Here is a 14519-nt window from a genome sequence, read left to right on the forward strand (position 1 = left end):
CCGCCATGCGGCAGTTCGCGATCCTCTACGAGGATCGCTTCACACGACCCAACAGCTAGAATGAAATTGATCGCCTGCCACGCCTGAAATGTTCAGACGCCTTGCACACAAAAATTCAGACACTCCCCAAAAAAGCGCCGCCCCCACCGGGGCATATAATGTCCCCCGAACTGCGCTCCGCGAAAAAAATGCCCGACCTCCTCTCCAATCTGAACCCCGAACAACACGCCGCCGTAACGCTCCCGAACGAGCCCGCCCTGATCCTGGCGGGCGCCGGCAGCGGCAAAACCCGCGTCCTGATCACCCGCATCGCGTGGCTGATCCAGCAAGGCCTCGCGTCCCCCGCGACCGTCCTCGCGGTGACCTTCACCAACAAAGCCGCCCGCGAAATGATGGCGCGCCTCTCGGCGCTCTTGCCGATCGACACGCGCGGCATGTGGATCGGCACGTTCCACGGCCTGTGCAACCGGATGCTGCGCGCGCATCACCGCGACGCCGGGCTGCCCGCCACGTTCCAGATCCTCGATACCGCGGACCAGCTGTCGGCGATCAAGCGCCTGATGAAGGGCCTCAACATCGACGACGAAAAGTACCCGGCGAAAAACCTCCAATACTTCATCAACAACGCGAAAGAGCAGGGCCTGCGCCCCAAAGACGTCGACGCCACCGACAACTTCAACCGCAAGTTCGTCGAGCTCTACGAAGCCTACGATCAGCAATGCCAGCGCGAAGGCGTCGTCGATTTCCCCGAGCTGCTGCTGCGCTGCTACGAGCTGCTCGCGCACAATCCGCCGCTGCGCGCGCATTACCAGGCGCGCTTCAGGCACATCCTCGTCGACGAGTTTCAGGACACCAACAAGCTGCAATACGCGTGGCTCAAGCTGCTCGCGGGCCAGCACAACGCGATCTTCGCGGTCGGTGACGACGACCAGTCGATCTATGCGTTCCGCGGCGCGAACGTCGGCAACATGCGCGACTTCGAGCACGAGTTCAACGTGCGCAATCTGATCAAGCTCGAGCAGAACTATCGCTCGCACGGCCATATTCTCGATGCGGCGAACCAGCTGATCGCGAACAACTCGCGCCGGCTCGGCAAGAATCTGCGCACCGACGCAGGCCACGGCGAACCGGTGCGCGTCTACGAATCGGCGACCGATTCGCAGGAGGCCGGCTGGATCGTCGAAGAGATTCGCGCGCTCATCAACAACGGCCTGTCGCGCAGCGAGATCGCGGTGCTCTACCGCAGCAACGCGCAGTCGCGCACGATCGAGCACACGCTCGTCAATGCGGGCATCGCGTACCGCGTGTACGGCGGCCTGCGCTTTTTCGAGCGTCAGGAAGTCAAGCACGCGCTCGCGTACCTTCGCCTGATCGACAACCCGAACGACGACACCGCGTTCGGCCGCGTCGTCAATTTCCCGACCCGCGGCATCGGCGCGCGTTCGATCGAACAGCTCGCCGACGCGGCGCGTCTGTACAACTGCTCGATGGCCGCGGCGATTCCGTACGTCGCTGGCAAGGCGGGCTCGAGTCTCGCCGCGTTCGCGAACCTGGTCGGCAAGATGCGCGCCGACACGCAGCAGATGAGCCTGCCGGAGACCGTCGAGTACGTGGTCCGCGCGAGCGGTCTCGCCGACTTCTATCAGAACGAGCGCGAAGGCCAGGAACGGCTCGAGAACTTGCAGGAACTCGTCAACGCGGCCGCCGCGTTCGTCAGCGAGGAAGGCTACGGGCTCGATACGCCTGCGCGTTCGATCCCGCTGCGCCCGGGCGCCAGCGCCGCGCCCGAACTCGCGGTCGCGACCGACGATCCGAACACGGTGGTTCTCGACGCCCCGGGCATCGCCGATCCCGCGCAAAACCCCGACACGATGACGCCGCTCGCGGGCTTCCTGTCGCACGCGTCGCTCGAAGCGGGCGACAACCAGGCGCAGGCCGGCCAGGAAGCGGTGCAACTGATGACGGTGCACGCGGCAAAGGGGCTCGAATTCACCGCGGTGTTCATCACCGGTCTCGAAGAAGGGCTGTTCCCGCACGAGAACAGCGCGATGGAGGCGGACGGCCTCGAAGAAGAGCGGCGCCTGATGTATGTCGCGATCACGCGCGCGAAGGAGCGGCTGTATCTGTCGTTCGCGCAGAGCCGGATGCTGCACGGTCAGACCCGCTACAACATCCGCTCGCGTTTCTTCGACGAATTGCCGCAGGAAACGCTGAAGTGGCTCACGCCGAAGGTCGAGGCGGGCTCGCGCTGGGGCGGTCGCTCGGACAACGCCGGCTACGGGCGCGACTGGTTTGCGCGGCCGGGCTACGGCGGCGGTTCGGCGGCCGCGGTGACTTCTGCGCCGGCGCCGGCCTTCGCGAACGAGCAACGCGCGGCCGAAACGGGCTTCCGCGTCGGCCAGCAGGTGTTCCACACGAAGTTCGGCGAAGGCACGATCACCGCGCTCGAAGGCAACGGCGCCGACGCGAAAGCGCAGGTCCGCTTCAAGCGGCACGGCGAAAAGTGGCTGGCGCTGGCGGTGGCAAAATTGCAGGCGGTCGAATGAGCACGCCCTTGAACCTCAGCCATGGTGCGCGACGACCGCTCGGCATTCTGGCCGCGTTGCCGCAGGAACTCGGCGACCTGATCGAAGCGATGCGCGCCGAGTCCGGCGTGCGCACGGTCAAGTACGGCCAGCGTGACTACCACGTCGGCACCGTGCACGGCACGCCGTGTGTCGTCACGCTCGCGCGCGTCGGCAAGGTCGCGGCGGCCGCGACGGTCAGCGCGCTGATTCACGCGTTCGATGTCGAAGCCGTGGTGTTCACCGGTGTCGCGGGTGGGGTCGGGGTCGATGTGCATGTCGGCGATATCGTCGTCGCGAGCACGCTGATGCAGCACGATCTCGACGCGTCGCCGCTGTTTCCGCGCTTCGAGGTGCCGCTGCTCGGCATGTCGCGCTTTGCCGCCGATGCGGCGCTCGCCGATCGTCTCACGCTCGCATGCGAGCAGTTCGTCGCCGAAGAAGGCGCGGCCTGCGCCGCCCGCTTCGGCACGCGCGAGCCGCGCGTGCATCGCGGCTTGATCGTCAGCGGCGATCAGTTCGTCGCGAGCGCAGCGGCCGTCGCGGCTTTGCGCAACGCGCTGCCCGACGCGCTCGCGGTCGAGATGGAGGGCGCGGCGATCGCGCAGGTCTGCTACGAGTACGGCGTGCTGTGCGCGGTCGTGCGCACGATTTCCGATACGGCCGACGACCACGCGCCCGGATCGTTCATGTCGTTTCTGACCGGCATCGCGGGCACGTATTCGAACGCGATCCTCGCGCGCTTTTTGGGCACGCGGCACGCCGCGGGCTGAGCGCCCGCCGATTCATTTCTTCGTGCCGTCGCCGAGCGCGTCGCGCACCTGCTGTAGCGCGGCCGGATCTTCGATCGTCGGCAGATCTCCGGGCTCGCGTCCCTCGGCGAGCGCCGCGATAGCGCGGCGCAATAGCTTGCCGGAGCGCGTCTTCGGCAGCATCGATACCATCACCACGCGCGCGGGCCGCGCAATCGAGCCGAGATGGCGGTCGACCGTCATCGTCAGCTCGGCGGCGAGCCGCGCGCGCTCGCTCGGATCGCCTTCACTTTGCGCGCCGCGCAACACGACGAAGGCCATCGCCGCCTGACCCTTGACCGGATCGGTTACGCCGACCACCGCGACTTCCGCGACGGCCGCATGGCTCGACAGCGCCTCCTCGATCTCGCGCGTGCCGAGCCGATGGCCCGCGACGTTGATCACGTCGTCGGTGCGGCCGAGGATCGTCACGTAGCCGTCCTCGTCCTGCACGCCCCAGTCGAACGTCGAATAGACCTGCTGGTTCGGCACGCTCGACCAGTAGGTTCCGACGAAGCGCTTGTCGTCGCCCCACACCGTCGACATGCAGCCCGGCGGCAGCGGATAGTCGAGCGTCAGCACGCCTTTCTCGCCGGGCGCGCACGGCTCGCCGGTCAGCTCGTCGCGCACGGTCAGGCTATAGCCGACCGACGGTACGCCCGGCGAGCCGAGCTTGGTCGGCAGTACGTCGATGCCGCGCGGAATCGCGAGCATCGGCCAGCCGGTTTCGGTCTGCCAGTAGTTGTCGATCACCGGCTTGTTCAGCGCGGTCGAGATCCATTCGGCGGTCGGTTCGTCGAGCGGTTCGCCGGCGAGAAACAGCGTGCGCAGGCTCGACAGATCGGCTGCCTTCATCAGCGCCGGGTCCTGCTTCTTCAGCACGCGAATCGCCGTCGGCGCGGTGAACATCAGGTTGATCTTGTGCTGTTCGACGAGGCGCCACCAGATGCCGCCGTCCGGGCGAATCGGCGTGCCTTCGTACATCACCGTGGTCAGCCCCGCGATCAGCGGCGCGTACACGATGTAGCTGTGGCCGACCACCCAGCCGACGTCGGACGCGGTGAACATCGTGTCGCCGGCCTTGCCCTCGAAGATGTATTCCATCGATGCCGCGAGCGCGACCGCATAGCCGCCCACATCGCGCTGCACGCCCTTCGGCTTGCCGGTCGTGCCCGACGTGTAAAGCACGTACGACGGCTCGTTCGATTCGAGCCATTCGCACGGCACGTGGGCGTCGAAGAACTGTTCGCGCAGCGGCTCGTAGGCGACGAGGTAGGGCGCGTTCAGGCGCTCGGGCGCGAGCTGCCGGTCGATCAGCAGCACGTGCGGTGTCTTGTGCTTCGCGCGCGACAGCGCTTCGTCGACGAGCGGCGTGTAGTCGACCACTTTGCCGCCGCGCGCGCCGGCGTCGGCGGTCACGATCAGCACCGGCTTCGCGTCGTCGATCCGCGCGGCGAGGTTCGGCGCCGCGAAGCCGCCGAACACGACCGAGTGGATCGCGCCCAGCCGCGCGCAGGCGAGCATCGCGAACAGTGCCTCGGGGATCATCGGCAGATAGATCAGCACGACGTCGCCGCGCTTCACGCCGAGCGAACGCATGACCGCGGCCATGCGGTTGATTTCGGCGTACAGCTCGGCGTAAGTGTACTGCCGCTCGATGCCGGTTTCGGTCGATACGTAGACCAGCGCGTTTTGCTGTGCGCGCTCGGCCAGATGTCGGTCGACCGCGTTATGACAGAGGTTTGTGCGGCCGCCGACGAACCAGCGCGCGAATGGCGGCTTCGAGCGATCGAGCACGGTGCCGAATGGCGTGTGCCAGTGAATGCGCTGGGCTTCTTCGCGCCAGAAGGCTTCGGGGTGTTCGATCGAGCGGCGGTGGAAATCGCGGTAGCGGGTCATCGGCGGCGATCCTCGTGCGGCGGGAGTGGACGGGGGTGGACGCAAGTTGTGCGCCTGGGGCGGCGCGGGGGATGCACCATTGGCATTGTGCGCCGGAAATTGCTCGGATGCGGGGCGGTTTTCTTTCGTTGGTCTGGCTTCTTTGGCCTTTTCTTGTTGTGTTGTCGGTCAATTAGCGTTGCCCGTGTGCGGGGCATTTGCATGCATCGCATAGCTGACATTTCTGGAACATCGTAGCCAGGAATCGCCTACAGGGCAGAACTTGCACGTGTATTCCCATGAGTGCGCGGTCTGAGCGGCCATCTGCCCGATCCTGTCCCGGTATCCGGGAGATAGCCCGGCATGCCCGCCCGCCTGTCGATGCGGTGCAGTATGAACGCCTCGCACTGGCCGCTTCCCATCTTTGCGAACGGCAAGGGCAGCAACTTGACCTTGAGCGCTCTCGCGACGAGGCACTAACGGGTTGATCCGTGACGGCAAAGGCGGGCCGATGCCGCCTCTCCGTCTGCGTTGCAGTAAAACCGATAGTCAGTTGACGGATATTCGAATCCACATACTTCCGAAAAAACGTCCATCAGACCGATCCGGTTTTCGAAAATCTGTTGTCATCGCGCATTCATTAACATTGCCTGACAGATCTGAAAAGCATGTTGGCCTATCTTCGGAAGATAGCCAAAAAAAGCGTCACGCAAAATGAATAAGAACATTTTCCGGCTGGTATTCAGCCGCTGTCGGGGCATGCTCGTTGCCGTCGCAGAAACAGCCGTCTCCCATGGCCGGACCGGTGACGGCGAAACCCGCGCGCCTTGCACTCCGGTTTCCATCATGCAGTTCGCGATGCGCCACGTGGCCTTTGCCGCGCTGGTACTCGCCGGATTCGCTCCCGCTCTGTCGGACGCGCAGATCGTCCCCAATGGCGCGAACGGGCCGAACGTGATCAGTACGGCGAACGGATTACCACAGGTGAACGTGAACCGGCCCTCTGGGAGTGGTGGCGTATCACTGAATAGCTATTCGCAATTTGACGTCTCGCGTTCAGGCGCGATTCTGAACAATTCACCCGTGATGACGGGCACCCAGCAGGCCGGGCAGATCAACGGCAACCCGAACTTCGGGGCGAACCAGGCTGCGCGCATCATCGTGAACCAGGTCAACAGCAGCGCGGCGAGTCAGATCAACGGCATGCTCGAAGTGGCAGGACAACGCGCAGAGGTGGTGATCGCTAACGGTTCCGGCATTTCGGTGAACGGCGGCGGGTTTCTGAATACCTCGCGCGCCATTCTGACGACCGGTACGCCGAACTTCGCACCCGATGGTTCGCTCACCGGTTTCAATGTGACGCGTGGCAACATCACCGTGCAGGGAGCGGGACTCGACGGCTCGACGGTGGATCAGGTTGACCTGCTGGCCCGAGCGGTGCAGGTCAATGCGGAGATATACGCCGGAAAGAGCCTGAATGTTATCACCGGTGCAAATCAGATCGGTCACGACTCACTGGCGTTCACGCCGATTGCAGGCGACGGACCCGCACCGGCCGTCTCGATCGATGTGAGCCAGCTGGGCGGCATGTACAGCGGGCGTATTTTTCTGGCGAGCAACGAGTACGGTGTAGGTGTTTCGAACCAGGGCGTAATCGCCGCGCAGGCGGGCGACCTGACGCTGCAATCGAACGGCCTGCTGTCCCTCACCGGAAAGACCAGCGCGAGCGGTAATCTTGCCGCCACCGCTGCCGATATCCAGAACAGCGGCACGACCTACGCGCAGCAAAGCGCGACGCTTTCGGCCAGCGGTACGGTCACGAACAGTGGTATGGCGGCCGCGCAGCAGAATACGACTGTCAACGCCGCCAGCGTGAATTCAACCGGCACGCTCGCGGCGGGCGTGAACGGCGACGGCTCGCTCGCGCAGACGGGCGACCTGAATATCAGCGCATCCGGCGCGGTGACGGCAACCGGCCGCAATGTGGCGGGCGGCAATGCGAGCGTGAGCGGCGCGGCGGTCAATCTCGCGGGCGCGACCAATTCGGCGAATGGCGCGCTTTCACTCGCTGCGAACAACGGTGACCTGAACCTGTCGGGTGCGACCACGACGGCGGGCGGCACGCTCGACGCTCGCGCGGCGGGCACACTCACGAACGACAGCGGCGCAATGTCGTCGGGCGGCGCACAGACCATCACGGCTGGCGCACTCTCGAACCGCAACGGCCAGATCGTTTCGGGTGGTCCGCTGACGGCTAACGTAACAGATGCTGTGTCGAACGCGGGCGGCACGATGCAGGCGGCGGGGGCGCTAACGGCGAACGCAGGCAGCCTCGACAATACGGCAGGACACATCGCCTCACTGAGCGGCGATGGCCTGAGCGTCTTCACGGCGGGCCTGCTGAACAACGGCGCGGGCGGCACCATCGGCGGCAACGGGAGCGTGACCGCGCAGGCCGGGCAGCTTGCCAACGCGGGTTCGATCACGGCGGTGCAGTCGCTGATCGCCCGCGCTGTGCAGACGCTATTCAACGGCGGCATCCTGGCCGCCAACGGCAACACGACCGTCTCGGCGGGCACGGTGCTGACCAGTTCCGGCACGATCGCGGCCGGTCAGGTGGTGAGCGCGAGCGCCACGACAATCGACAACAGCGCGGGCGCGATCAGCGCGAACCAGATCGCGCTGCACGGAACGAATCTCGTCAACCACGGCGGCACGATCACGCAAACCGGAACCGGCGCGACGACGCTCGACGTGACCGGTACGCTCGACAACTCGGCAGGCGGCACACTCCAGACCAACAGCACGGACCTGACTCTTGCACCGGCCGCGCTCGACAACGACGGCGGCACGATTACGCATGCGGGTACCGGCACGCTGACGATTACGCCGGGCAACGGAGCCGGGTCAATCTCGAACGTTGACGGAACGATCATCGCTGCCGGTCAGATCGCGGCGCAGGCCGGGAGCCTGAACAACGCGACGGGCGTGTTCGCCGCGCGGGGAAATATCGCGGCGAGCATCGCTGGCAATATCAACAATACGCAGGGCGCGATGCGCTCGCTCGCGTCCCTCTCGCTCGCCAGTGGCGGCGCGCTGACGAATACGAACGGACAGATCCAGTCGGGCACGGGCGCGGCGGGCGATGCGAGCACGCTCGGCGTTCAGGCTGCGTCGATCGACAATACGAACGGTCTCATCAGCAACCTCGGCACGGGCGATGCGACCGTGCAGGGTGGCAGCCAGATCGTCAACAGTGGCGGTGTCATGACGGGTAACGGTCATGTGGCCGTCGACACGTCATCGCTCTCCAATACCCAGGGTGGTCAACTGAGCGGCGCGAGCCTCGCGGTTCAGGCGGCTACCGTCGACAACAGCGGCGGCAGGATCGGCAGTTTTGCGGGTTCGACCGGCGACGTTGCCATCACGACGACCGGCGCGGTGACGAACGCGAACGGCCAGATTGGCGCGACGCATGATCTGTCCGTGAATGCCGCGACGCTGACGGGCGGCGGCGCGTACAGCGCGGCTCATGACGTGGCAGTGAGCGTTCAGGGCGATTTCGCGCCCACGCCCGATGTGCAGTTCAACGCCGGTCATGACCTGTCCTTCACCCTGCCGGGCACGTTCAGCAACGGCGCGCTGGTTGAGGCGGCGAACAACCTGAACGTCCATGCCGCCGATGTCCGGAACAGCGGCGTCATGATGGCGGGCGGCACGCTCGCGACGCATTCGAACACGCTGGAGAACACAGGGACGATGGTCGGCGGCAGCGTCTCGCTGAACGCGACGCAATCGATCACGAACGTCGGGCCGACCGCGCTGATCGGTGCGACGGACAGTAACGGAACGCTCGAACTGCTCGCACCCGATATCGAGAACCGCGACGACACCACGACGACCGACACGCAGGCGACCACCGCGATATACGGTCTTGGCAAGGTGGTGCTGGCGGGTGGAAAAAACGCGGACGGCAGTTATACCAGCGCGAACCTGATCCGCAACCAGTCGGCGCTGATCGAGTCGGCCGGCGACATGGAACTGCACGCCGCTCAGGTGACGAACACGCGCACGACGATGACCACGACGGGTCTTAACCAGTCGGTCGATCCGGCCCTGCTCGCGCAGCTCGACATCAGCCTGTCGGGCTGCACGGCGGTCGACATGGCCGCCTGCTCCGGTCAGGACATAGGCTGGGCCATCTCCCAGCCGGATACCCCGGCATTCCTGACCATGATTGGCGGTGTGTACACGATCCCGCCGCACGGCGGCCAGTGGAATAGCGGCTACCAGTACACGACTTACACGGGCGTGGCGGTGGCGAACCTCATCACGGGGATCAGCCCGCAGGCGCAGATCATGGCGGGCGGCAACCTGGATGCGTCGAAAGTGGGGCTATTCCAGAACTACTGGAGCGCGGTCGCGGCCGTCGGCAACATCGCCGCGCCCGTGACGCTCGACCAGAATAGCTGGCGCGGGCAACTTGCGCCCGGCGTGCAGGTAACCTATTCAGGCCAGTATCACTACAACAATTACGACAACACCGAACACAACTGGCAGTTGCCGTTCGGCAACGCGACGTTCGTGACCTCCAATCCAGGCGGCTACCAGGTCGCGCCGGCTGACATCCGCACCTACGCGCTGCCGAGCTACGAATCGACGTTTGTCGCGGGCAGCACGCTTTCCGGCACGGGCGTGAACATCGATAACACGGCGGGCAATGCAGGCATCCCATCGCCCGGTCTTGCCCCCGGCCAGTCGCGGGGCGGCGTGACTGTCGGCGCAGTCAGCGGCGGCGGCCTCGTCAATCCGGTCATCGCCCATGCGACTGCGCAGAACGTGCTGCAAAACCTCTCGATTCCTCAGGGCGGACTGTTCAGCCCCGCCACCTCACCGGGCGCAACCTACCTGATCGAGACCAACCCGGCGTTCACGAACCAGAAGTCATTCATATCGAGCGATTACTACCTGCAACAGCTTGGCCTGAATCCGCAGACGACGGAGAAGCGCCTGGGCGATGGATTCTACGAACAGCAACTGGTCCGGAACCAGATTACGTCGCTGACCGGCAAGGCGGTACTCGGCCCGTACACAGACCTTCAGTCGATGTATCAGGCGCTGCTCGACGCGGGCGCGTCACTGTCGAAGTCGCTCGATCTGCCGTTCGGCATGAGCCTGTCGGCTGAACAGGTGGCCGCGCTCACGAGCAACGTCATCATCATGCAGACCGAGACCGTCAGCGGGCAACCGGTACTCGTGCCCGTCGTCTATCTCGCGAAGGCCAGCCAGCAGGACATGAACGGGCCGTTGATTGCGGCGACCGACATCGACCTTCAGAACACGCAGACGTTCACGAATAGCGGCACGATGCAGGCAGGCAATACGCTGTCGATCCAGGGCCAGCAGATCGACAACGCGTTCGGCAAGCTGCAAAGCGGCGGCCTGATGTCGCTGGCGACCACGGGCAATGTGGACCTGACCTCGGCCACGGTGAATGCGAGCAGCCTCGCGCTGAACGCGGGCGGCGACCTGTCGCTGAACACGGCGGTGAAGACCGTCGATCAGGTCAGCGCGACGGGAGCGACACGCAGCACGACCGCGCTTGGCCCGATTGCGAACCTCAACGTCAAGGGCGACGCGGCGATTGTGACGGGTGGCAACCTTGAGCAGAACGGCGGCAACCTGAACGTGGGCGGCAACCTCGGCATGGCCGTGGGCGGCAACTACGATCTCGGCTCGGTGCAGACCAGCGAGCATAAGGTGGTCGCGGGCGCGAACGGCGTGTCGAATACCGACTTCAACCAGACGACGGGCAGTTCGATTAACGTAGGCGGCGTCTCGCAGATCGGCGTGGGCGGTAACCTGACCGCGACAGGCGCTGATATCAACCTGGTCGGTGGCGGGACGGTTGCGGCGAACGGCGACGTCACACTCCAGGCGGCGAAGGCGACCTCGACTGTCGACAGCAGCAGTTCCGGTAGCGATAGCCACGTCAGCTACTCAGCGTCGCAGCATACCTCAGCCGATACCCTGACAGGGACGACGCTCCATGCCGGAGATTCACTGACCGTCGCATCGGGCCACGATCTCAACCTCATCGGCAGCACGATCAGTCTCGACCAGGGGACGGCGACGCTGGCGGCAGCGAACAATGTGAATATCGGTGCGGCCACCGCAACCTATGTCGACAATTCGCAGGAACAGCACAGCCACAGCACTATCGTGAGCGGCAAGGAAGTGGCGAGTTCGAGCAACACCACCGCCACGCTCTCGCAGGGCAGCCTGGTTTCCGCAGACGCCGTGACCATCGCCAGCGGTAACGACATCAATGTGAAAGGCAGCACGATTGTCGGCACGAACGATGTCGCGCTTAGTGCAGTGCATGACGTGAATATCACCACGTCACAGGACACCATGCAGTCGTCCAGCAGTTACCAGGAGAAGCGCACGGGCCTGGGAACAAGCGGCCTGAGCGTGACGGTCGGCACCAGCAAGCTCGCGACGACCAGTGAGGCATCGGGTGTCACGAACAACGCGAGCACGGTCGGCTCGCTGAACGGAGATCTGTCGATCCAGGCGGGTAACACCCTGCACGTTACCGGCAGCGATCTTGTCGCGGGCGGGAACCTCGCCGGAACGGCGGCGAACGTCATCATCGACGCGGCCACCGATACCTCGCACCAGGCGCAGACGCAGAAGACGAGCAGCAGCGGCCTCACGATTGGTCTGGCGGGTTCGGTCGGCGATGCGATCAACAACGCGTATTCGGAAAGTCAGGCCGCGAAGAATTCGGCCAGCACGGGCAACGACCGTGCGGCTGCGCTGCACAGCATCGCGGCGGCGGGCGATGTGGCCTTGACCGGTCTGACGTCTGCGGGCGTGACAGCGGACGGCAAGCCGGATATCGGCATCAAGGTCAGCATCGGGTCCAGCAAGAGCGAAAGCCAGTCGTCGGAAGCTCAGACAATGCAGCGTGGCTCCAGCGTGCAGGCAGGCGGCACGGCGGGATTCGTGGCAACGAACGGCGACCTGACGATCGCCGGGTCGAATATCAGCGCGAACGATGTCATTCTGGCGGCGAAAAACCACGTGAACGTCATCAACACGACCGACACCGATTCGACGCGTAGCTCGAACAGTTCCAGCAGCGCAAGCGTCGGCGTGCAGTACACGCTGGGCGGCGGCTTTGGCGTCTCGGCTGCGATGTCGAACGCGCATGGCGACGCGAATAGCGACGCGTCGATCCAGAACGCGTCACATGTGAACGGCGCGAACAGCGTCACGGTGATATCGGGCGGCGACACGAACATCATCGGCTCGCAGATCAACGGCAAGCAGATCGCGGCCGACGTGGGCGGCAACCTGAATATTGTGAGTGTGCAGGATGTGACGAACAGCGCCGCGCACCAGAGCAGCACGGGCGGCGGGTTCACGATCAGCCAGGGCGGCGGCAGCGCCAGCTTCAGCGCGCAGAACGGCCATGCCGGTTCGAACTACGCGGGCGTCAATGAACAGGCTGGCATCAATGCGGGAGATGGCGGGTTCAACATCAACGTCAAGGGCAATACGGACCTGACGGGCGGAGTGATATCGAGCACGGCCGACTCGTCAAACAACAGCCTGACGACCGGCACGCTCACGTTCAGCGATATCCAGAACCAGTCGCACTACAGCGCCAACAGCAACGGGATCGGCGCGGGCGTGGGCTTCGGTGGTAACACCGGCAAGGCGGTTGGCCCCGGTTCGGTGAGCGGCCATCCGGGCGTGTCGCCGATGATTTCGCAGAACGAAAGCGGCGACGAGAGCGCAACGACGCGCAGCGCGATCAGCGCGGGCACGATCAACGTGACGAACAGCGCCGGCCAGACTCAGGACGTGGCGAACCTGTCGCGCGACACGACGAATACGAACGGCACAGTTGCGAATACGCCGGACGTGAACGCTATCCTGTCGCAGCAGGCCGACACGATGCAGGCCGCGCAGGCGGCGGGTCAGGCGGTGTCGCAAGGTATCGGCGCGTACGCGGACATGAAGCGCGGCGAAGCGGCGGCAGCCTACAAGGCCGCGTCCGATCGCGGCGACAGCGAAGGCATGGCCGCAGCAGCGGCTGACTACAACAACTGGAAGGAAGGCGGCGATTCGCGCGCCGGACTGCACGTTGCGGGCGGTGCGCTGATTGGTGGGCTCGGTGGCGGTAGCGCGTTCAGTACGATTGGCGGTGCTGCTGGCGCGGGCGTGGCGTCGAAGATGGCCGGTTCGCTGAACGATATCTCGAAGGGTGTAGCGTCAGCGACGGGATCGGACCTGATCGGCAATCTCGCGGCCAACATCGCCGCGGGCGTAGCTGGCGCTGCGGTCGGCGGTACAGCGGGCGCGGCGATGGCGTCGAACGTGCAACTGTACAACCAGTCGATGGATGATGAACGTGCATTGACGGGCGACCCTGGTAAGAAATCGCCGTCCCTGTTCTCCCTCGCACTGCAAGGCATTGCGAACGGCCTGAGTGCGATCATTGGCATGGGTGGTGGCGTGCCGCCCGCTGCTAGTCCGGGGATGGTGCTGGCGAATGGCGCGGGACAGGTGCTGAACGCTGTCCCCGGTCTGCCGGGGTATGTGTCCGATAATGCAACGCTGAACGATGGCGGCGACGCTGCCAAAAGTCCGAGTACACCCACAGGAATGAACGGTAGTCCGATGAATGTGCCGCGCGGCACAAACGCGCCAACAACTATCAACGGGTTGGACTACTCAGGTCATTCGATAGATCAAATGCAAGGTCGAGGTGTTCCGCCCTCGGCGGTGAAGAACACGATCGAGAACGGTGTCACCTATCCTACCCGAGAGGGAACGACAGGATACTATGATGCAGCGAACAACCTTAGAGTTGTTACGAACTCTAAAACAGGATTGGTTGTAACAGTAATCCCCGGAGCACCTGGAAAATGAAAAAGACCTTCGTTGGCCTTGATTTGGACGTGAAGAGAATCCTACTTAACGAATGGGATCCAATTGGGATTGCTGACTTTCAGGAAGCAGACGACGAATACGACTCATATGTTCCGTACGTTAGTCGGATGCTACGAGAACACAAGACAGTTGAGGAACTGTACACCTATCTCCGGTGGATTGAAGTTGAGCGCATTTGTCTTGACGGTGATGAGGCACACACGCGAAACATCGCAAACCAGCTGATGGATTTATCTAAGGGCTAAGTTCAACGTACAAGGGACTGCTGGCAATGGGCCTTTGACGTTACACGGGTGATCAAAGCACCACTCGCAGAATC

General features: G+C 64.3%; 5 protein-coding genes. 4 read left to right on the forward strand and 1 reads right to left on the reverse strand.

All coding sequences use genetic code 11. The features are described from left to right. Positions 1-188: 188 nt before the first annotated feature. Both ACLFKU_RS00005 and ACLFKU_RS00010 read left to right on the forward strand, forming a co-directional pair. Positions 189-2546 (forward strand): UvrD-helicase domain-containing protein, encoded by a 2358-nt coding sequence (locus ACLFKU_RS00005; RefSeq protein WP_410847779.1) that lies wholly within the window; start codon positions 189-191, stop codon positions 2544-2546. Next, positions 2543-3337, forward strand: coding sequence for a 5'-methylthioadenosine/adenosylhomocysteine nucleosidase (locus ACLFKU_RS00010; RefSeq protein ID WP_368587187.1), 795 nt, complete (start codon positions 2543-2545; stop codon positions 3335-3337). Before ACLFKU_RS00005 ends, ACLFKU_RS00010 begins: the two co-directional genes overlap by 4 nt. A gap of 12 nt (positions 3338-3349) precedes the next feature. Here the strand turns inward: ACLFKU_RS00010 and ACLFKU_RS00015 are convergent, their stop codons facing one another. Next, complete coding sequence (locus tag ACLFKU_RS00015) at positions 3350-5299, reverse strand: propionate--CoA ligase (protein WP_410847780.1); 1950 nt, start codon at positions 5297-5299, stop codon at positions 3350-3352. A 780-nt stretch (positions 5300-6079) separates the two neighbouring features. Here ACLFKU_RS00015 and ACLFKU_RS00020 point away from each other — a divergent pair. Further along, entirely contained in the window at positions 6080-14179 is an 8100-nt protein-coding gene (locus ACLFKU_RS00020; protein WP_410848067.1) for a hemagglutinin repeat-containing protein, read from the forward strand. After that, the gene (locus tag ACLFKU_RS00025; RefSeq protein WP_410847781.1) at positions 14176-14445 is read left to right on the forward strand and encodes a hypothetical protein; all 270 of its coding nucleotides are present in this window, start codon (positions 14176-14178) and stop codon (positions 14443-14445) included. Before ACLFKU_RS00020 ends, ACLFKU_RS00025 begins: the two co-directional genes overlap by 4 nt. The last annotated feature ends 74 nt before the right edge of the window (positions 14446-14519 follow it).

This window comes from Paraburkholderia sp. EG304 (genome assembly GCF_046543485.1).
Classification (GTDB): Bacteria; Pseudomonadota; Gammaproteobacteria; order Burkholderiales; family Burkholderiaceae; genus Paraburkholderia; species Paraburkholderia youngii.

Bases quoted from the DNA above. Each gene is read 5' to 3' on its own strand.
- ACLFKU_RS00020 (WP_410848067.1), top strand. From the start codon at position 6,080: ATGCAGTTCGCGATGCGCCACGTGGCCTTTGCCGCGCTGGTACTCGCC.
- ACLFKU_RS00005 (WP_410847779.1), top strand. From the start codon at position 189: ATGCCCGACCTCCTCTCCAATCTGAACCCCGAACAACACGCCGCCGTA.
- ACLFKU_RS00025 (WP_410847781.1), top strand. From the start codon at position 14,176: ATGAAAAAGACCTTCGTTGGCCTTGATTTGGACGTGAAGAGAATCCTA.
- ACLFKU_RS00010 (WP_368587187.1), top strand. From the start codon at position 2,543: ATGAGCACGCCCTTGAACCTCAGCCATGGTGCGCGACGACCGCTCGGC.